General features: G+C 64.1%; 18 protein-coding genes and 1 riboswitch. Of the genes, 12 read left to right on the top strand and 6 right to left on the bottom strand.

What is annotated here, in order from left to right; all coding sequences use genetic code 11:
- Positions 1–150 precede the first annotated feature (150 nt).
- The 4 genes from ribB to B0G82_RS09120 all read right to left on the bottom strand — a co-directional run bounded on the left by ribB (position 151) and on the right by B0G82_RS09120 (position 3782).
- The gene (gene ribB, locus B0G82_RS09135) at positions 151–870 is read right to left on the bottom strand and encodes a 3,4-dihydroxy-2-butanone-4-phosphate synthase (RefSeq protein WP_116118252.1); all 720 of its coding nucleotides are present in this window, start codon (positions 868–870) and stop codon (positions 151–153) included.
- Between the two features lie 147 nt (positions 871–1017).
- Positions 1018–1201: riboswitch (FMN riboswitch) on the bottom strand.
- 121 nt (positions 1202–1322) lie between these two features.
- Positions 1323–2012 carry an XRE family transcriptional regulator gene (locus tag B0G82_RS09130; protein ID WP_116139193.1) on the bottom strand — a complete coding sequence of 230 codons (690 nt, stop codon included), beginning with the start codon at positions 2010–2012 and terminating at the stop codon, positions 1323–1325.
- A 188-nt stretch (positions 2013–2200) separates the two neighbouring features.
- Positions 2201–3367, bottom strand: coding sequence for an MFS transporter (locus tag B0G82_RS09125; protein ID WP_121307195.1), 1167 nt, complete (start codon positions 3365–3367; stop codon positions 2201–2203).
- A gap of 16 nt (positions 3368–3383) precedes the next feature.
- A complete protein-coding gene (locus tag B0G82_RS09120; protein WP_121307194.1) occupies positions 3384–3782 on the bottom strand; it encodes a VOC family protein in 399 nt (132 codons plus the stop codon).
- A 109-nt stretch (positions 3783–3891) separates the two neighbouring features.
- Here B0G82_RS09120 and B0G82_RS09115 point away from each other — a divergent pair, with 109 nt between their 5' ends.
- The 7 genes from B0G82_RS09115 to lnt all read left to right on the top strand — a co-directional run bounded on the left by B0G82_RS09115 (position 3892) and on the right by lnt (position 11651).
- On the top strand, positions 3892–4875 hold the full coding sequence (locus B0G82_RS09115) for a LysR family transcriptional regulator (RefSeq protein ID WP_116139188.1): 984 nt from the start codon (positions 3892–3894) through the stop codon (positions 4873–4875).
- A gap of 150 nt (positions 4876–5025) precedes the next feature.
- Positions 5026–6399 (top strand): tRNA (N6-isopentenyl adenosine(37)-C2)-methylthiotransferase MiaB, encoded by a 1374-nt coding sequence (gene miaB, locus B0G82_RS09110; RefSeq protein ID WP_121307193.1) that lies wholly within the window; start codon positions 5026–5028, stop codon positions 6397–6399.
- Between the two features lie 59 nt (positions 6400–6458).
- Complete coding sequence (locus B0G82_RS09105) at positions 6459–7532, top strand: PhoH family protein (protein ID WP_121307192.1); 1074 nt, start codon at positions 6459–6461, stop codon at positions 7530–7532.
- 48 nt (positions 7533–7580) lie between these two features.
- Positions 7581–8042 carry an rRNA maturation RNase YbeY gene (gene ybeY, locus B0G82_RS09100; protein WP_121307191.1) on the top strand — a complete coding sequence of 154 codons (462 nt, stop codon included), beginning with the start codon at positions 7581–7583 and terminating at the stop codon, positions 8040–8042.
- 48 nt (positions 8043–8090) lie between these two features.
- On the top strand, positions 8091–8792 hold the full coding sequence (locus tag B0G82_RS09095) for a gamma-glutamylcyclotransferase (RefSeq protein ID WP_121307190.1): 702 nt from the start codon (positions 8091–8093) through the stop codon (positions 8790–8792).
- Between the two features lie 201 nt (positions 8793–8993).
- Positions 8994–9887, top strand: coding sequence for a transporter associated domain-containing protein (locus B0G82_RS09090; RefSeq protein ID WP_116118260.1), 894 nt, complete (start codon positions 8994–8996; stop codon positions 9885–9887).
- 60 nt (positions 9888–9947) lie between these two features.
- Positions 9948–11651 carry an apolipoprotein N-acyltransferase gene (gene lnt, locus B0G82_RS09085; protein WP_121307189.1) on the top strand — a complete coding sequence of 568 codons (1704 nt, stop codon included), beginning with the start codon at positions 9948–9950 and terminating at the stop codon, positions 11649–11651.
- Positions 11652–11791: 140 nt separating this feature from the next.
- Here lnt and B0G82_RS09080 read toward each other — a convergent pair whose 3' ends face one another.
- Both B0G82_RS09080 and B0G82_RS09075 read right to left on the bottom strand, forming a co-directional pair.
- Entirely contained in the window at positions 11792–12550 is a 759-nt protein-coding gene (locus B0G82_RS09080; protein ID WP_106284031.1) for a M48 family metallopeptidase, read from the bottom strand.
- 303 nt (positions 12551–12853) lie between these two features.
- The gene (locus B0G82_RS09075; protein WP_199730071.1) at positions 12854–13468 is read right to left on the bottom strand and encodes a glutathione S-transferase C-terminal domain-containing protein; all 615 of its coding nucleotides are present in this window, start codon (positions 13466–13468) and stop codon (positions 12854–12856) included.
- A 203-nt stretch (positions 13469–13671) separates the two neighbouring features.
- On the opposite strand from B0G82_RS09075, the gene B0G82_RS09070 reads away from it, so the two are divergent.
- The 5 genes from B0G82_RS09070 to purH all read left to right on the top strand — a co-directional run bounded on the left by B0G82_RS09070 (position 13672) and on the right by purH (position 19647).
- The gene (locus B0G82_RS09070) at positions 13672–15078 is read left to right on the top strand and encodes an aminopeptidase P N-terminal domain-containing protein (RefSeq protein ID WP_116148251.1); all 1407 of its coding nucleotides are present in this window, start codon (positions 13672–13674) and stop codon (positions 15076–15078) included.
- A gap of 6 nt (positions 15079–15084) precedes the next feature.
- A complete protein-coding gene (locus B0G82_RS09065; RefSeq protein WP_121307187.1) occupies positions 15085–16491 on the top strand; it encodes a UbiH/UbiF/VisC/COQ6 family ubiquinone biosynthesis hydroxylase in 1407 nt (468 codons plus the stop codon).
- Positions 16492–16731: 240 nt separating this feature from the next.
- A complete protein-coding gene (dusB, locus tag B0G82_RS09060) occupies positions 16732–17796 on the top strand; it encodes a tRNA dihydrouridine synthase DusB (RefSeq protein WP_121307186.1) in 1065 nt (354 codons plus the stop codon).
- A complete protein-coding gene (locus B0G82_RS09055; protein ID WP_007180440.1) occupies positions 17793–18026 on the top strand; it encodes a Fis family transcriptional regulator in 234 nt (77 codons plus the stop codon). The genes dusB and B0G82_RS09055 overlap by 4 nt, the downstream gene beginning before the upstream one ends.
- A gap of 55 nt (positions 18027–18081) precedes the next feature.
- Positions 18082–19647, top strand: coding sequence for a bifunctional phosphoribosylaminoimidazolecarboxamide formyltransferase/IMP cyclohydrolase (gene purH, locus B0G82_RS09050; protein ID WP_116118266.1), 1566 nt, complete (start codon positions 18082–18084; stop codon positions 19645–19647).
- Positions 19648–19712 lie beyond the last annotated feature (65 nt).

The following is a 19712-nucleotide window of genomic DNA, read 5'->3' as shown; positions in this document are numbered from 1 at the left end:
CCGGCTGCAATGCCGGCGTTCATGGCGAATTCGCCGGCGTGCAACCGTAACCGTTACGCGGCGATAGGAAAAGCCGGCAATTCAAGCTTGCCGGCTTTTTTGCATCTACGCGGTAGCGAATGCGCGCGTCACCTCACGCGCGCACAGGAGTCACACCTCGTCAGCCACGCACTCGCGCGCCTGCGCCAGCGCCTGACGAAACTCCACCAGCTCGGCGATGGTCAGCATCGGCAGATTGTGTTGCGCGGCGAAGCGCTCCACATCGGCGCCGCGCGTCATCGTGCCGTCCGGGTTCATCAGTTCGCACAGCACGCCGGCCGGCTTCAGGCCCGCCAGAATCGCGAGATCGACCGTGCCTTCGGTGTGGCCTCGACGCGCCAGCACGCCGCCGGGTTGCGCACGCAGCGGGAACACGTGACCAGGACGCACGATATCGGCGGGCTTCGCCGTGTCGGCGATCGCGGCACGAATCGTCGTCACGCGATCGAGCGCGGAGACGCCGGTAGTCACGCCGTCGCGTGCTTCGATCGAGACCGTGAACGCGGTGCCGTGACGGCTTTCGTTGTTGACGGACATGGGCGGCAGTTCGAGCGCGCGGATCTTCTCGTCGGGCAAACACAGGCAGACGATGCCGCTGCATTCGCGGATCAGCAACGCCATGGTTTCGACGGACAGACGCTCGGCGGACACGATCAGATCGGCTTCGTTCTCACGGTCGTGGTCGTCTTGCAGAACGACGGCGCGGCCATCGCGCATGGCTTGCAAGGCGGCGGCGATACGCGGCGGAACGGCTTCGGTGGCGAGCAGCGGGAGGTCGAGGAATGCGCTATCCGCAATCGTCGACGGGGCAGGGAAAGTAGCAAAGGTCATGATTGAAACGCTCATCGCAAAAGTTGGGCGAGAAACGTTTCAGGGCATTGCAAACAGACAAAGACGCGCCGTTGAACGCCGCGCGAAGCGACGCTCGCGCACCGCCTCGACCTGCAAGCGGCGCCACGGAAACGAACATGACTATCTGCACATCTTCTTCCATCCGGACTCTAACCGTCGGCTCCGGCTTCTCACCAGATCTGCTGACCCCACTTCAGTCTTTCCTGTTCGGGAGACCGTACTACGTGGGCGCTCGCGGGCTCACCGGCTCACGCTTTCGCGTTGCCGGCATACCGCCGGTGGGGAATTTCGCCCCGCCCTGAAGACGCACTGATTGCCGGATCGACCGGCTGGCAAAGCATACAGCAGTCGCGCCGCACCTGCAGCGCAACCCTGCTCGTCAGACGGAGATCTCCGACTCGGAGCACATCCGTCTGTCACGATACGGATGATCAAACCGGCGCGGCCTCGCGCGCCGGCTCGTGGTGCGCTTGAACGTCCCAGCGCGGCGGCGTCTCCGCTTTCAACGTCACGCGAAACGCGCGCGCTTCCGTGTCGCCAGGATTGCGCAGGCTATGCGGCTGGTCGGCGTCGAACACGATCGCGTCGCCCGTGGCCAGCAACTGGCGTTGATCGTGGACGCTGACTTCCAGCGTACCCTCGCTCACCACCAGATTCACCGTGGTGCCAGGCGCGCGGCGCGTGCCGGCTTCGGTGTGCAGCGGCGCGATACGCAATTCGTGAAACTCGGCGGCGGTCGGCTCGGCGTCGGGATAAAGCGGCCGGGCCGAATAGCGTCCGTTCGAACTGACGACACGCGACGAACGCTCCGCCGGCAAATGCTCGAAGCCGTTGGTCGCGTGACGCCGCAAGAAAGCCGCCACCGACACCTTCAACGCCGCCGCCACCTTGCACAGCACCTTGATGGACGGCACGCTGCGCGCCGACTCGATCTGCGCGAGCATGGCGCGAGAGACGCCGGATGCGCGAGCCAAAGCGTCGAGCGACAGTTGCCGCTCGGCGCGCAAACGGGCGAGATTCACGCCGACCAGATGTTCAAGTGCATCGAAGGGTTCAGCGGCACGCGGCGACGTATCGGTGTCAGCCGTGGGATCACGAACCAGCGCAAGCGGGGAATGCATGATTGCCTCCAGGAGCGCCGCCGGACGGCGGGCAAACGGTTAGTGGAAGCAAGATAGCATCGTGCCGCGCCACCCCCAACGAAGTTATCTTCACACTGTTATCAGCATTGCGGAGGACGTTTTCCGCAATGCTTGTGCGAATTATTCATAAGGGCGCAGGCGCGGGCGGTTCACGGCCTCGTGCGTTCTCACGCCCGCTGCGCCACCGTCGTCGCCGGCGCATCCGTGCGCGCCGCGAACCACGTCAACAGCAATGCCGCCACGCTGACCGCTGCCGCCACCCACGGCAAGGTATCGAGCGAATAGCCGTGATTGATCACCAGGCCGCCGAGCCACGCGCCGCCCGCATTACCGACGTTGAACGCACCGATATTCAGCGTCGAGGCCAGATTCGGCGCCGCGGCCGCTTTCTCGACTACGCGCATCTGCAACGGCGGCACGGTGGCGAACGCGGCAATGCCCCATACGAAGATCGTGATCGCCGCGGCCACCTGCGAATGGCTGGTGCGCGCGAAGATCGCCATCACCACCGCGAGCGCCACCAGAATGCCCATCAGCGACGGCATCAGCGCACGGTCCGCCAGCTTGCCGCCGATCGTATTACCGATCGTCAGACCCACGCCGAACAACACCAGGATCAGCGTGACGCCGCGCGGCGAGAAGCCGCTCACCTGCTCGAGAATCGGCGCGATATAGGTGAACACGACGAACACGCCGCCGAAGCCGAGCACCGTCATCGCGAGCGCGGTCCAGACTTGCGGATCCTTCAACACGCGCACTTCATGACCGAGTCCGACCGGACCGGCGTCATGACGATTCGGCACCAGCGCCGTGACGCCCGCGAGCGACAGCACGCCGAACGCGCTGACGATCCAGAACGCCGCGCGCCAGCCGAACTCCTGGCCGACGAACGTGCCGAACGGTACGCCGAGCACGTTCGCCAGCGTCAGGCCGGTGAACATGAGCGCAATCGCGCTGGCGCGCTTTTCGGCCGGCACGAGCGAAGCCGCCACCACCGCGCCAATGCCGAAAAACGAGCCATGCGCGAACGACGTCACCACGCGCGCAATCATCAGCACGGAATAACTGGACGCGATCGCGCACAGCGTATTGCCGACGATGAACACGCCCATCAGCAGTTGCAGCGCCAATTTGCGCGGCATCTTGCTGGTCACCACCGCGAGCAACGGCGCACCGACGGCGACGCCGAGCGCGTAGCCGCTCACCAGCAATCCCGCCGACGGAATCGACACCGTCAGATCGTGCGCGACCTCGGGCAGCAAGCCCATGATCACGAACTCTGTCGTGCCGATTGCGAATGCGCTGATCGCCAGCGCGAGTAATGGAATGGGCATTTTTCTTCTCCAGGTTCTAAATTTGAGCGTGATGCAGCGCAGTCACGAATTCGACGACGACGCCTGGCGCAAGCGCCACGAACAGTTGCGCCTGTGCCTCTTGCGGTCCCATCTGCGGCACGCGCGCGGTTTGAAAGTCGACGCCGTGCGCATGCAGGCGGCCGAGCAGCGCCTGCCATTCGGCGGCGCTCTCCAGCCGGAAGGCGATGTGGTCGATGCGCGGCGCCGTCCTGCCGGCCGCAGCAGGCGCCGTCGCGTCGATCAGGTGAATCAGCGGGCGGCCGTTTGCGTACAGCCAGTAGCCGTCAATCGAAAACGGCGGCCGGGCGCCTTGGGTCAGCCCGGCGACGTCGACGAAAAAACGTCGGGCCGTGCCGAGGTCGGCAGTGACGATGGTCGCGTGATCGAGTTGCATGGCATGGCGGCATCAGGGTTTTCCATGAGCGCATTGTCGGGGCTGCGCGTCAATTTGATAATTGGCGTAACATTTGAAGCATTTTCAAATCTCATTTGAAAGATTCCTCATGGACAACCTCGGTGACATCCGCCTGTTCGTCGAAGCGGCGCAGCAGGGCAGCCTGTCGGCCGCGGGCCGCAAGCTGGGACTGACGCCCGCCGCCGCCAGCGCGCGCCTTGCCAAGCTCGAAGCCGGCCTCAAAGCGCGACTGTTCGAGCGCACCACCCGTCAACTCAGGCTCACTGACGAAGGCCGCCTGTACCTGAACTGCTGCCGTCAGGCGCTGCAATCGCTCGACGACGCCGAAGCGGCCCTGCAAGCCGGCCAAGGTGTCGTGCGCGGCAAGGTGCGGGTGTCGGCGACCTCGGACTTCGGCCGCAATCTGCTGATGCACTGGCTCGACGAATTCAACGCGCTGTATCCGGAAGTGACCTTCGCGTTGACGCTATCGGACTCGCTGGCGAATCTGGTGCAGGAAGACATCGATCTGGCGATCCGCTTCGGCGTGCCGCAGGACAGTTCGCTGGTCGCCCGCAAGCTGGCGCCCAATCGGCGCGTGCTGTGCGCGTCGCCGGATTACATCGCGCGCAAGGGCGAGCCGAAAGATCCGCACGATCTGGCCAATTTCGACTGCATCGTGCTGGCCACCGCCGCTGGGCTCGCGAACGAGTGGCGCTTCACGCGCGGCGACGAGGTGCAGCACTACACCGTGCCGTTCGAAACCGCCCGCGAAACCAACGACGGCGCGGTCGCCCGCGAATGGGCGCTGCGCGGTTACGGCATCGCGATCAAGTCGATGTGGGACGTGGAAGCCGACCTGCGCGCCGACGGCCTGAAGATCCTGCTGCCCGAATGGCGTTATCCAGATGCGCCGCTGCACGCGCTCTACCATCGCAACCGCTTCATGGCGCCGCGCGTGCGCGTGTTGCTGGATTTTCTGAGCGAGCGTTTCGCGCAGGTGTCGGACGAACTGGAAGGCCTGCTGGGCTTGCCGCCGGAGCTTGCATACGGCGAGGCGGCCGGGGAAACCGCATCGCGCGAAGGGCTATAATAATCAGCTACGCTGCAAACGTGCCCCGAAAGCTGCCCACGGCGGCCCATGACGGCAAATAAGCGCCGCCCCGCGGCCCGCTCGCACGTTTCGCCCTCTTCACCTTTTAAACGACGCCCCCAGGTTAACCACTGCGACCGGCGAAATTCGATGACCAAGAAAGTTTATGTAAAGACCTTTGGCTGCCAGATGAACGAGTACGACTCCGACAAGATGGTCGACGTACTCGGCGCGGCAGAAGGCCTCGTCAAGACCGACACGCCGGAAGACGCGGACGTCATTCTGTTCAACACGTGCTCGGTGCGCGAAAAGGCGCAGGAAAAAGTGTTCTCCGACCTCGGCCGCGTGCGCGAGTTGAAGGAAGCGAATCCGGATCTGATCATCGGTGTGGGCGGCTGCGTGGCGAGCCAGGAAGGCGCGGCAATCGTGTCGCGCGCGCCATACGTCGATCTGGTGTTCGGCCCGCAAACACTGCACCGTCTGCCGCAAATGATCGACAAGCGCCGCGAAAGCGGCCGCGCGCAAGTGGATATCTCGTTCCCGGAAATCGAAAAGTTCGATCACCTGCCGCCGGCGCGCGTCGACGGCCCGAGCGCGTTCGTGTCGATCATGGAAGGTTGCAGCAAGTACTGCAGCTATTGCGTCGTGCCGTACACGCGCGGCGAAGAAGTGTCGCGTCCGCTGGATGACGTGCTGACCGAAATCGCCGGCCTTGCCGACCAGGGCGTGCGCGAAGTTACGCTGCTCGGCCAGAACGTGAACGCTTACCGCGCCGGTCTCACGCTGGGTTCGACGGAAATCGCCGACTTCGCCCAGTTGATCGAATACGTCGCGGATATTCCGGGCATCGAACGGATTCGCTACACCACGTCGCATCCGAAGGAATTCACGCAGCGCCTGATCGACACCTACGCGAAAGTGCCGAAGCTCGTCAGCCACCTGCATTTGCCGGTGCAGCACGGCTCGGACCGCATCCTGATGGCCATGAAGCGCGGCTATACGGTGCTCGAATACAAATCCGTGATCCGCAAGCTGCGCGCGATCCGCCCCGACCTGTCGCTCTCCACGGACATGATCGTCGGCTTCCCCGGCGAGACGGAAGAAGACTTCGACAAGATGATGGCGCTCGTGCACGAGATGAAGTACGACACCAGCTTCTCGTTCATCTACAGTCCGCGTCCCGGCACGCCGGCCGCGAATCTGCACGACGACACGCCGCGCGAAGTGAAGCTCAGGCGTCTGCAACATTTGCAGGCCACCATCGAGGAAAACGTGCAGCGCATCAGCGATTCGATGGTCGGCAAGATCGAGCGCATACTGGTCGAGCGCCCGGCCCGCAAGGATCCGAACGAACTCGCCGGCCGCACCGAGAACAACCGCGTGGTGAATTTCCCGGCGCCGGTCGCGTCGCACGCCAGGCTGATCGGCCAGATGGTCGACGTGAAAATCGTCAAAGCGTACCCACATTCGCTACGTGGCGAGCTCGTGCTGGTTCATGACGACGCCCCGGCCACGACCCACTAAGCGACGCCAACCCGCGCCGCCAACCCGCGTACCGAAACCGACAGGATCGACCCACCGCCTTGAAGACCACTCAGCAGCATCTGGAATTCACCGCACCGCGCGAAGACAACGCGCGGCTCGCCAACCTGTGCGGCCCGCTCGACGAGAATCTGCGCCAGATCGAGCAGGCGCTCGACGTAACGCTGCAACGCCGTGGCCACCGCATCACGATTCGCGGGCGCGGCGCGAAACTCGCGCTCACCGCGCTCGAAAAGTTCTACGACAACTCGCAGAAGCCACTGTCGGTCGACGATATCCAGCTCGCGCTCGTTGAAGTGCGTCAGCCGGCACGGCGTCGCACGAACGGCAACGGCCATGGCACGGAAGCGCTGGACCCGCGTTTCCCCGGCAATCCGGATCATCCGTTCGACGAGCCCGCCGACGCCGGCGACGACGACCTCGAAGAACTCGGCCCGAAGCTGTACACGCGGCGCGCGGACCTGCGCGGCCGTACGCCGGCGCAGCGCGAGTATCTGAAGCAGATCATCTCGCACGACGTGACCTTCGGCATCGGTCCGGCCGGCACCGGCAAGACCTATCTCGCGGTGGCTTGCGCGGTGGACGCGCTCGAACGCGATCAGGTCAAACGCATCGTGCTGACGCGTCCGGCTGTCGAAGCAGGCGAGCGTCTCGGCTTCCTGCCGGGCGATCTGGCGCAAAAGGTCGATCCGTATCTGCGTCCTTTGTACGACGCGCTGTACGATCTGCTCGGCTTCGACAAGACCGCCAAGATGTTCGAGCGGCAAATGATCGAAATCGCGCCGCTCGCGTACATGCGCGGCCGCACGCTGAATCACGCGTTCATCATCCTCGACGAGGCGCAGAACACCACGCCTGAACAGATGAAGATGTTCCTCACGCGGATCGGCTTCGGCTCGAAGGCGGTGGTCACCGGTGACACGACTCAGGTCGACTTGCCGCGCGGCCACAAGAGCGGGCTGATCGAAGCGCAGCAGGTGCTGGCCGATGTGCGCGGCATCGCGCTCACACGCTTTACCAGCGCGGACGTTGTGCGGCATCCGCTGGTCGCGCGAATTGTGGAGGCGTACGATGCGCATTCGCAGAAAACCGCCAGTCCGGTGGATTCGCGCTGAGCGCCCGCAGCTATAAAGAACGCAACGAAAGCATTAAAACGACACCGCATGAGCCGCGCCCCGAAACTGACGTTGAATCTGCAATTCCCCGCCGCCAAGGCCTGGCCGGAACACAAGGCGCTGCTGCCGCGCGCCACCGTGGCCGGCTGGATCAAGGCGGCGCTCTTCGCGGACGGCGAACTGACGGTGCGTTTCGTCGATGCCGAAGAAGGCCGCACGTTGAACCGCACCTACCGCGGTAAGGATTATTCGACCAACGTGCTGACCTTCGCCTACGCCGAATCGGAAGACGATCCCGTGGCGGGCGACCTGATCCTGTGCTGTCCGGTGGTCGAGAAAGAAGCCGCCGAACAGGGCAAGCCGCTCATCGCGCACTACGCGCATCTGCTTGTGCACGGCACGCTCCACGCCCAGGGCTACGACCACGAAGTCGAGGAAGAAGCCGAGGAAATGGAAGCCATCGAAACCGAAATCCTCGGCAAGCTCGGCTTTCCCGATCCGTACCGGTAGGCGTCGATCACCCGCGCGTCGCCAACGTCCAATCCGTTCGAAACCATCGTGAGCCTCTCTTCCCCTGAAGCCGACACCCGAACACCGTGCCCGGACTATCCGCCGGCGCTCGGCGAATCGCGGCTTCTGACGGACGAGGAGTTGCGCGCGTCGCTCGAGTGCACGTTGCGCGACTGGGACCGCAAAAGCGACCTTTGGCTGTTCGGCTACGGGTCGCTGATCTGGAATCCTGGCCTGCCAACCGTCGAAGCCACTCGTTCGAAGGTCCACGGCTATCACCGTGGGCTCTATCTGTGGTCGCGCGTGAATCGTGGCACGCCCGAACAGCCCGGCCTCGTGCTGGCGCTCGATCGCGGCGGCTCGTGCACCGGCATCGCATTCCGGCTCGCGGCCGAAGGCTCGATGCCGCATCTCGAAGCGCTCTGGCGCCGCGAAATGGCGATGGGTTCATACCGGCCAGCGTGGCTGCCGTGCGTGCTCGCCGACGGCCGGCGCGTCGACGCACTCGCCTTCGTCATGCGCCGCGACGTGCCGAGCTACACCGGCAAGCTGCGCGACGAGATTGTCAAAACCGTGTTCGGCTGCGCGAGCGGGCGCTACGGCACCACGCTCGACTACGTCAGCCGGACAGTCCATGCTCTGCGTGAGAGCGGCATGCCCGACCGCGCGCTCGAAGCGCTGCTCGAACGGTGCCGCGAGGAAAGGCGCGAAGCGAACGCGAAAGCGGGCCAGAAAGCAGACCAGAAATAACCGCGGCGAACGGCGCTTTTTTTCCCGAAAACGCTTTTCCGCGCGTAATCAGTTAGGATTGACCCACGCCCGTCCTCACGGCGGAGCCGCTTCACCCCAGCTTCACTCATCGCCCAGCCGGGCGGGACACGGTCCTGCCATGTGCCTGGTGTATCCTTAATGCTCTGCAACAGCGCGCCCAGTCTTGCCGGGCGCACTACCATGAACGACACGTATCCCAGTCGACGCGAACTCGACAAACCGCAGGAAAAGCGCTCGCTCCTCGAGCGTCTGACCGACTTCATCTCGCCCGAGCCCGACTCGCGCGCCGAACTTCTGGAAATTCTGCAGGATGCGCACGAGCGCAACCTGATCGACGCCGACTCGCTGTCGATGATCGAAGGCGTATTCCAGGTGTCCGAACTCAGCGCGCGCGACATCATGGTGCCGCGGGCGCAAATGGACGCGATCAATATCGCGGAGAATCCCGCCGAATTCATCCCCTACGTGCTGGAAAAAGCGCACTCGCGCTATCCGGTCTACGAGGGCAATCGCGACAACATCATCGGTGTGCTGCTCGCCAAAGACCTGCTGCGCTATTACGCCGAAGAAGAGTTCGACGTGCGCGGCATGCTGCGCCCCGCCGTGTTCATCCCCGAATCGAAGCGCCTGAATGTGCTGCTGCACGACTTCCGTGTGAATCGCAATCACCTCGCGGTGGTAGTCGACGAATACGGCGGCGTGGCCGGCCTGATCACGATCGAAGACGTGCTGGAACAGATCGTCGGCGATATTGAAGACGAATACGATTTCGACGAGGAAAGCGGCAATATCATCGCCTCGCCGGACGGACGTTTCCGCGTGCGCGCGCTGACCGAAATCGAACAGTTCAACGAAGCCTTCGGCACCCACTATTCGGACGATGAAGTCGACACGATCGGCGGACTCGTCACGCATCACTTCGGACGGGTGCCGCATCGTGGCGAAAAAGTCCGCCTCGACGATCTGATCTTCGAGATTCTGCGCGGCGATGCCCGCCAGATTCACATGCTGCTGGTGCGCCGCGATCCGCTCGCGGGCCAGCGCGAGCGCGAAGCGCAGCACGTGCAGACCTGATCCCGCTTTTCGCTGGGTCTTGTTCCCGCCTCTCCAACTCCTCACGCCGACCGCGCAACAATGGCCGACCCGATGACCTCCCGTTCGCGCCGCAGCGTGAGCGCTTCTGCCGCCCAGCAAACCCTTGGCCGCACGCTACCGCGCTGGCATTACCTGGTCGCGCTGGCCGCGGGCGCGGCCAATACGCTCTCGTTCGCGCCGACGCCGCACGGCGGCTGGCTCGAACTCGCGATCTTCGCGTTCTTCTTCGCGTGGCTCACACGCAGCACCGGCTGGAAAAGCGCGGCGCTGACGGGCGGCGCATTCGGCTTCGGTAATTTCGTGACCGGCGTGTGGTGGCTCTACGTCAGCATGCATTTCTACGGTGGCATGGCGGCGCCGCTCGCCGGCGCCGCCGTCGTGCTGTTCTCGCTGTATCTGGCGATATATCCGGCGCTGGCGGCGGGCGTCTGGTCGTTCTGCGCCGGACACGCGCGCAACGGCGCGGCCGCCGACGACAGGCCGTTCTCCCCAACCTGGCACGGTGCGCTAGCATTCGCGAGCGCGTGGGCAATCGGCGAATGGTTGCGCGGCACGGTGTTCACAGGCTTTCCGTGGCTGGCGAGCGGCTACGCTCAGGTGGACGGTCCGTTTGCCGGCTTTGCACCGGTGGCGGGCGTGTACGGCGTCGGCTGGATGCTGGCGCTGGTGGCCGCGCTGATCGTGCAGGCTTTGCTTGCGTTCCTCTCCTCGCGCAAGCAAAGCCGGGCCGGCAACACCGGCAATAACGGCGCGAAACCGGGCGTGGCGCGCGTCGCCGTGCCGGGCGCGATCGCACTGGCGCTGATCGCCGCGGGCCTGCTGCTGCCGCTCGTGCAGTGGACGGTGCCGGCCAACGCGCCGCTGAGCGTGCGTCTGCTGCAGGGCAATGTCAAACAGGAAATGAAGTTCGAGGAATCCGGCATGCGCGCCGCAATCGATCAGTTTCAACAGATGATCACCTCGAAACCGGCCGATCTGATCGTCACGCCGGAAACCGCCATCCCGGTGCTCGCGCAGCAGTTGCCGGCGCCGTTCGCCTCTGCGGTGCGCAACTTCTCGGACTCGACCGGCAGCGCGATTCTGTTCGGCGCGATCGGCGGCACGATCACGCCGGAAGGCCAGGTAATCGACTATACGAACAGCCTGTTCGGCGTCACGCCCGGCACGCGCGACGTGTATCGCTATGACAAGCACCACCTCGTGCCGTTCGGCGAATTCGTGCCGTGGGGCTTCCGCTGGTTTGTCAATCTCATGAGCATTCCGCTCGGCGATTTCTTCCGTGGCGCGCCGGTGCAGAAGCCGTTCATGGTGCACAACCAGCCGGTCGCCGTGGACATCTGCTACGAAGACATTTTCGGCGAGGAGATTGCGCGGACCATCCGCGAAAGCGCTACACCCGCCGGCGTGCTGGTCAACTCGACCAATCTCGCCTGGTTCGGCGACACGATCGCACTCGACCAGCATCTGCAGATCGCGCGCATGCGCTCGCTGGAAACCGGCCGCCCGATGCTGCGCGCGACCAACACCGGCATGACCGCCGCGATCGACGCAAATGGCAAGGTGATCGGACGCCTGACGCCTTACACGATCGGCTCGCTCGATGTCACCGTACAAGGAACCGCGGGCAACACGCCTTACATCACGAGTGGCAATAACACCGTGCTGGCGGTTTCGTTGCTGCTGTTGGCGTTCGGCTTTGCGTTCGGGCCGGGGATTACGCGGCGGCGCAACGGCAAGCAATAAGCCGCGTCATTAAACCGCATTGATTCCGCGCGCCGCCTATTTGAAAGCGGCGCGCGCGAATCAACCACCCCAAAAACGCTGCAATAAAAAAACGCGCGCCGCGGAATACCGCGAGCGCGCGTTTTTAGCCCAATCAAACTTTACTGGTTCGAAGCAATGCGCTGCTGAATATGCTGCGCACGCGCCGGCGACGCCGGATGCGAACTCAACATGCTCGATTTACCGCCATCCAATGCGGCGAGCTTGTTGAATGCCGTCACCAATCCGGACGGATCGAGATTCTTCTTTTTCTGCAAGTCGAACGAATAATCGTCTGCGGCGCTTTCCTGCGTTTGTGAGAATTGCGCGTTAATCAGCTTCTCCGAAAAATCGCCGAGCTGCGAACCGGACAGCGCCCCCGCCACCCCGCCCGCCGACGACGCCACCGAGCGTGCCGCCGAAGTCGCATACGCGACCTGCATCGCCTTCTTCGTGTGGCCGAGCGCCACGTGGCCCATTTCATGGCCCACCACGCCGCGCACTTCGTTGTCGTTCATCATGTCCATCAGACCGCTGTAGACGCGCACGCAGCCGTTGGCCATGGCCCACGCATTGACGTCTTTGGTCATATACACCTTGTAGTTCACCGGCGTGCCGTTGATGTTGTCGCCCAATTGCGCCGCGATCTTGTTCAGCCGCTTCTGGTAATTGCTGTTGGCGGCGGCAATCTTGTTTTCGCTGTCGAGTTGCGCGCACGACTTGTCGGTCAGGGCTCGCACGTCGGCGTCGCTCAGCGTGGCAGCCTGAGTGGCCATCTGGCCGGACTTGATTAGCGCGGACGGATCGACGTTGCCGACGTTCGAGCACGCTGCAAATAAAGCGCAGGCGGAAACGGCAATGGCAAGGCGGTACGATTTCATGGTGGAAGTCTCTCTACGATGTTATTCGTTTCTGCGGCGCGCTTTTAATGCACCGCCTGTTCGCAACAGGTTTCATATCGGCAGGAAAAGAAGCCGTTATGTAAATTGCATAAACCCGCGTGGACGCATTTACAGCCCGTCAAAGACAAAAAAAATGCGCCTGACGGGCAGGCGCATTTTTACCACAAACGTAAGCTTTAATTCATGACTCTGGAAGCCTAATGACACTATTTTGCAAACTTCCCGATACGGCGGGTCATGTTATTCAATACAGCATCGCCTCACATCCATTTAGCTCACTATTCAGTCGGAAGGCGCCGTATCAATGAACGACTGACGCAGCGAGAGCTTCTGGAAATGTTTGTCCAGGTTCGGATACGGTTCGCGCCAGTTCCATTCCGGCATGCGGAAATCCAGATAACCCAATGCGCAACCCAGCGCGATATCGGCGAGCGTGTAGTGATTGGCCGCGCACCACGTCTTGCTGCCCAATCCCTGCGCCATCGCGACCAGGGCTTCGTCGATCTTGCGCTGCTGGCGCGCGACCCACGCGTCCACGCGCTGCTCCGGAGCGCGCTGCGTGCCTTCGAGGCGAATCAGCACCGCCGCGTCCAGCACGCCGTCGGCGAGCGCTTCCCAGCAGCGAACCTCGACACGCTCACGTCCCGACTGGGGAATCAGCTTGCCGACCGGCGAAAGCGTATCCACGTATTCACAGATCACGCGCGAGTCGAACACTGCTTCGCCATCTTCCATCACGAGGCACGGCACCTTGCCGAGCGGATTGAAAGTGTGAATGCGGGTGTCCGGCGCCCAGACATTCTCGGGCACCAGTTCGTAGTCGATCTTCTTATCTGCCAGCACGATCCGCGCTTTACGCACGAACGGACTGGCGAGCGAACCGATGAGTTTCATCATTACCATCTGCCTTTTTCTGAATCCGGCGAAAGTATAAGTGCTCGGCGGCGTTCACGAGCGTTCAGAAGCGTCACGCCGGCGCTTCGTGAGCCGCACGGGGACTTGCTGTGGACGGATTGCAACAGCGCCGCCGGCGCGTTGGCCGCCGCTTCCATGAGTATCCCGCGCAAAATAACTCCGCGCATGGGCGCTACAATCGCACGATGAACCAGCCGACCGAACTCACCATCGCCATCGACGTCTACCGCACGCGCCGTGAACGCGTACTCGCCGCGCTGCGGGCAGCGGGCGGCGGCGTCGCCATCGTCCCGACCGCGCCGGAAGCACTACGCAACCGGGACGCCGATTATCCGTATCGGCACGACAGCTACTTCTATTACCTGACCGGTTTCACCGAGCCCGAGGCGCTGCTGGTGCTCGACGCCAGCGCCGCGCCCGGCGCACCGGCGTCGGTGCTGTTCTGCCGCGAGAAAAACGTCGAGCGCGAAACGTGGGAAGGTTTCCGCTTCGGCCCTGACGGCGCGCGCGCCGCCTTCGGTTTCGACGCGGCGTTCGCCATCGGCGAAATCGATACGCAACTGCCGCGACTGCTCGCCGACAAGCCGTCGCTGCACTACGCGCTCGGCGCTTCGGCGCAACTGGACGAGCGGGTGCGTGGCTGGCTCGACGCGGTGCGCGCGCAAAGCCGCGGCGGTGTCGCCGCGCCGGCGGCCGCGTGCGATCTCATCCCGTTGCTCGACGAGATGCGGATTATCAAGGACGATCACGAACTCGCCATCATGCGCCGGGCCGGGCAGATTTCCGCCCAGGCGCATCGTCGCGCCATGGCGGTGTGCCATCCGGGCGTGCGCGAGTACGAACTCGAAGCCGAGCTGCTCTATACGTTCCGCAAGTTCGGCGCGCAGGCGCCGGCCTACACGTCGATCGTCGCGGCCGGCGCGAACGCCTGCGTGCTGCACTACCCGGCCGGCAACGCGATTGCCCAGGACGGCGACCTGATCCTGATCGACGCGGCCTGCGAACTCGACGGCTACGCGTCCGACATCACCCGCACCTTCCCCGCGAGCGGCCGCTTCACGCCGGCGCAGCGCGAGCTGTACGACATCGTGCTGGCCGCGCAGCATGCCGCGATCGACGCCACTCGCGCCGGCGCCACCTTCGACGACCCGCACCAGGCCGCCGTGCGCGTGCTGTCGCAGGGTCTGCTCGACACCGGCATTATCGAGCGCGCGAAATTCGCCTCGGTCGACGACGTAATCGCGGAGCGCGCCTACGCGCCCTTCTACATGCACCGCACCGGCCACTGGCTCGGCATGGACGTGCACGATGTCGGCGACTACCGCGAACGGGGCGCGCCACGCGACGAAGCGGGCGCGCTGCCGTGGCGCACGCTGCAGGCGTCGATGACGCTGACCATCGAGCCCGGCCTGTATATCCGGCCGGCCGAAGGCGTGCCCGAGCGCTACTGGAACATCGGCATCCGTATCGAGGACGACGCCATCGTCACGCCGACCGGCTGCGAACTGATGACACGCGAGGTGCCGGTCGCCGCCGACGAAATCGAGGCGCTGATGCAGGAAGCCCGCGCGGCATATGAATCAAGGAAGTAACTCGCAATGAACGACGTTTCCCAGTCGACGGTGATCCTGGAGCCTGCCAAGGCCGGCCAGCCCTTCGATTTCGACGTGACGATCGTCGGCGCCGGTCCGGTCGGGCTGGCGCTGGCCGGCTGGCTGGCGCGGCGCAGCGCGACGCGGGCGTTGAAGATCGCGCTGGTGGACGCGCGCGAACCGGAAGATTCGATCGCCGATCCGCGCGCAATCGCCGTGTCGCACGGCAGCCGGATGATCTTGGAGCCGCTGCGCTGGCCCGCCGACGCCACCGCGATCCAGCGCATCCACGTGTCGCAGCGCGGGCACTTTGGCCGCACGCTGATCGATCACGGCGAGCACGGCTTGCCGGCGCTTGGCTACGTGCTTCGCTACGGCTCGATCGTGCACGGTCTCGCCGAGGCGGTCCACGCGACCCCGGTGCATTGGTTCCGCTCCACTTCGGCTGCGGCGCCGACGCAGGAATTCGACGGCGTCACGCTGCCGATCGAAACCGCGGGCGTCACGCGTCAATTGCGCACGCGCATTCTGGTGAATGCCGAAGGCGGCCTGTTCGGCGATCAGAAGTCCGCTAAACGCGCGGCAAAACGCGCCGACAGGGACGCGCGCATGAGTGCGGACGAAGAAGTCGGCCACGACGGCGGCGAAGGTGGCGGCTACGATGACAGAACCGGCAGCCGAGCCGCGGATAGCGCGGCGAAAACCGCTGATCAGCACAGCGGCCGGGACGGCGACGCCGCGCGCCGCGCCGGCCGAGGCGCCGTCGAACCCGGCTCGCGCGATTATGGGCAAACCGCGCTGGTCGGCACGGTGACTGTTTCCGCGCCGCAACCGCACGTGGCGTGGGAGCGCTTCACGTCGCAAGGGCCGATCGCATTGCTGCCGATGGGCGGCGTGCGCGGCGCCGACTACGCGCTGGTCTGGTGCTGCGCGCCCGATGAAGCCGCGAGCCGCGCGCACCTCTCCGACGAAGACTTCCTGCGCGAACTCGGCACCGCATTCGGCGACCGCATGGGCCGTTTCACGCACATCAAGGGACGCGCGTCGTTCCCGTTGGGGCTGAACGCTGCGGAAACGCTCGTGAATGGCCACATCGTCGCGATCGGCAACGCGGCGCAGACGCTGCATCCGGTCGCGGGCCAAGGTCTGAATCTGGGTCTGCGCGACGCGCACGCGCTCGCCGACGCCCTGTCGGCGGAAGGTCCGACCCCGCTCGCGCTGGCCACCTTCGCGCAACGCCGCGCGCTCGACCGGCGCCTGACGATCGGCGCAACGGACACGCTCGCTCGTCTCTTTACCATCGACTTCGCGCCCCTCGCCGTCATGCGCGGCCTCGCTCTTACCGCGCTCGAATTCCTGCCGCCGGTAAAAACCGCGCTGGCACGGCAAATGATGTTCGGACAGCGCCGCTAGGCGCGCCGCGCGCTCACGCCCCGCGGCCTTTTTGCCCGTCGCACAAGGGACGATGGGAGCAGCGCCGGTTCTATGAATCGGCGCACTTTCATAGAAGATTTAATGGGTTACGACAGTCACATGTCGGGTGCCGGGTATCCGTTAACGCTAAAATAGCGGTTTTCTCTCGCATTTCGCGAACGCTCCGATTGACAGAAAATTGAGCAATCGGCTGCGCGCGCGTCCACCGCGTCTCACGTTATGCCCACTCTCGGCCCCCACAATCTGCGTAATAACCTGTTCGTCGCGCCTATGGCCGGCGTGACCGACCGGCCGTTCCGGCAACTGTGCAAACGGCTGGGCGCGGGCTATGCGGTGTCGGAAATGGTCGCTTCGAACGCGCAGTTGTGGAAAAGCGAGAAGACCATGCGCCGCGCCAACCACGCGGGCGAGGTCGAGCCGATCGCCGTGCAGATCGCCGGCGCCGATCCGGCCATGATGGCCGAAGCGGCCCGCTACAACGTGGCGAATGGCGCGCAGATCATCGACATCAACATGGGCTGCCCGGCCAAGAAGGTGTGCAACGTGGCGGCAGGTTCGGCCCTGTTGCAGAACGAGCCGCTGGTCCAGCGCATCGTCGAGGCCGTGGTCGGCGCCGTGGGCGTCGGGCCCGACGCGGTGCCCGTCACGCTGAAGATCCGCACGGGCTGGGATCGCGAGAACAAGAACGCGTTGAACGTCGCGCGTCTGGCCGAAGCCGCCGGCATTTCCATGCTGACCGTGCACGGGCGCACGCGCGCCGACCTGTACCACGGCGACGCCGAATACGAGACCATCGCCGCGGTGAAAGCGGCGGTGCGCATTCCGGTGGTCGCCAACGGCGACATTACCTCGCCGCACAAGGCGCGCGAGGTGCTCGCCGCCACCGGCGCGGACGCCATCATGATCGGCCGCGCCGCGCAGGGGCGCCCATGGCTGTTCCGCGAGATCGAGTACTTCCTGCAAACGGGTGAGTTGCTGCCGCCGCCGCGCATCGACGAAATCCAGCAGGTGATGAACGAGCATCTGGAAGACCACTACGCGTTCTACGGGGAATTTACCGGTGTCCGCACTGCGCGTAAGCACATCGGCTGGTACACTCGCGGCCTTTCTGGCGCCAACGTGTTCCGGCATCGCATGAATACGCTGGACACCACGCGCGAACAACTCCTCGCCGTCAACGAATTCTTCGACGCCCAAAAGGCGATCTCAGACCGTCTTGTCTACGTCGACGAGACGCTCAACGAAAACGGCGAGCCGGACCAAACCGACCGACTAGCAGCATGAGCAAGAACAATATCGAACAATCTGTCCGCGACAGCCTGGGAATGTATTTCCAGGACCTCGACGGCTCCAATCCGCACGACGTCTACGACATGGTCATTTCCTGCGTAGAAAAACCCTTGCTCGAAGTGGTGCTCGAGCAGGCCGGCGGCAATCAATCGCTGGCCGCCGAGTATCTCGGCATCAACCGCAATACGCTGCGCAAGAAACTGCAACAGCACGGATTGTTGTAGTTCGTTGTAGTTTCAGGCGCCCTGCCACGTTTCCCTTCGGCTTTTCGTCTTCATCATGATCAAGCAAGCGCTCATCTCCGTTTCCGACAAGTCCGGCATTGTCGACTTCGCCAAGTCGCTGTCGGACCTCGGCGTCAAGATCCTGTCGACCGGCGGCACCGCGAAACTACTCGCGGACGCGGGTCTCTCCGTCACCGAAGTCGCCGATTACACGGGCTTCCCGGAAATGCTGGACGGGCGCGTGAAAACGCTGCATCCGAAGGTGCACGGCGGCATTCTCGCGCGCCGCGACCTGCCGGAACACATGGCAGCGCTTGAAAAGCACGATATTCCGACCATCGACCTGCTGGTCGTGAACCTGTATCCGTTCGTGCAGACCGTGTCGAAAGAAGAATGCTCGCTGGAAGACGCGATCGAGAACATCGACATTGGCGGCCCGACCATGCTGCGGTCGGCCGCTAAGAACCATCGCGACGTGACGGTGGTGGTCGATCCGGCCGACTACGCGGTCGTGCTCGACGAAATGCGCGCGAACAGCAATGCCGTGTCGTACAAGACGAACTTCCGCCTTGCCACCAAGGTATTCGCGCACACCGCGCAATACGACGGCGCGATCACGAACTATCTGACGAGCCTGACCGACGAGTTGCAACACTCGTCGCGCAACACGTATCCGGCGACGTTCAACCTCGCGTTCGAGAAGGTGCAGGATCTGCGCTACGGCGAAAACCCGCATCAGAGCGCGGCGTTCTACCGCGACCTGTCGGTGCCGGCCGGCGCGCTGGCCAACTACAACCAGCTGCAAGGCAAGGAACTGTCGTACAACAACATTGCGGATTCGGACGCAGCGTGGGAATGCGTGAAGACTTTCGACGTGCCGGCCTGCGTGATCGTCAAACACGCGAATCCGTGCGGCGTGGCGCTCGGTGCGGATGCGCACGACGCATACGCCAAGGCGCTGCAGACCGATCCGACCTCGGCGTTCGGCGGCATCATCGCCTTCAACCGCGAAGTGGACGAAGCGGCGGCGCAAGCCGTGGCCAAGCAGTTCGTCGAAGTGCTGATCGCGCCGTCGTTCAGCGCCGAAGCGCGCCAGGTGTTCGCGGCCAAGCAGAATGTGCGTCTGCTGGAAATCGCGCTGGGCGAAGGCCATAACGCGTTCGATCTGAAGCGCGTGGGCGGCGGCCTGCTGGTGCAATCGCTCGACTCGAAGAACGTGCAGCCGCACGAATTGCGCGTGGTCACGAAGCGTCATCCGACGCCGAAGGAAATGGACGATCTGCTGTTCGCGTGGCGCGTGGCGAAGTTCGTGAAGTCGAACGCCATCGTGTTCTGCGGCAACGGCATGACGCTCGGCGTCGGCGCCGGCCAGATGAGCCGCGTGGACTCCGCGCGCATCGCCAGCATCAAGGCGCAGAACGCCGGTTTGACGCTCGCCGGTTCGGCGGTGGCGTCGGATGCGTTCTTCCCATTCCGCGACGGCCTCGACGTGGTGGTGGCGGCAGGCGCGACCTGCGTGATTCAGCCGGGCGGCTCGATGCGCGATGATGAAGTGGTTAGCGCGGCGGATGAACACAATATCGCGATGGTGCTGACGGGCGTGCGACATTTCCGGCATTGATTTGGGGGTTGGCAGTGGCGCCGGGTTCTTGTTGAAACCGGGGTTGCTGGTGAGGGTTGAGGTTT

Origin of the sequence: Paraburkholderia sp. BL17N1, assembly GCF_003634175.1 — a bacterium.
In the GTDB taxonomy this organism is placed as follows: domain Bacteria; phylum Pseudomonadota; class Gammaproteobacteria; order Burkholderiales; family Burkholderiaceae; genus Paraburkholderia.
This window is presented reverse-complemented; position numbering and strand designations above follow the sequence as displayed.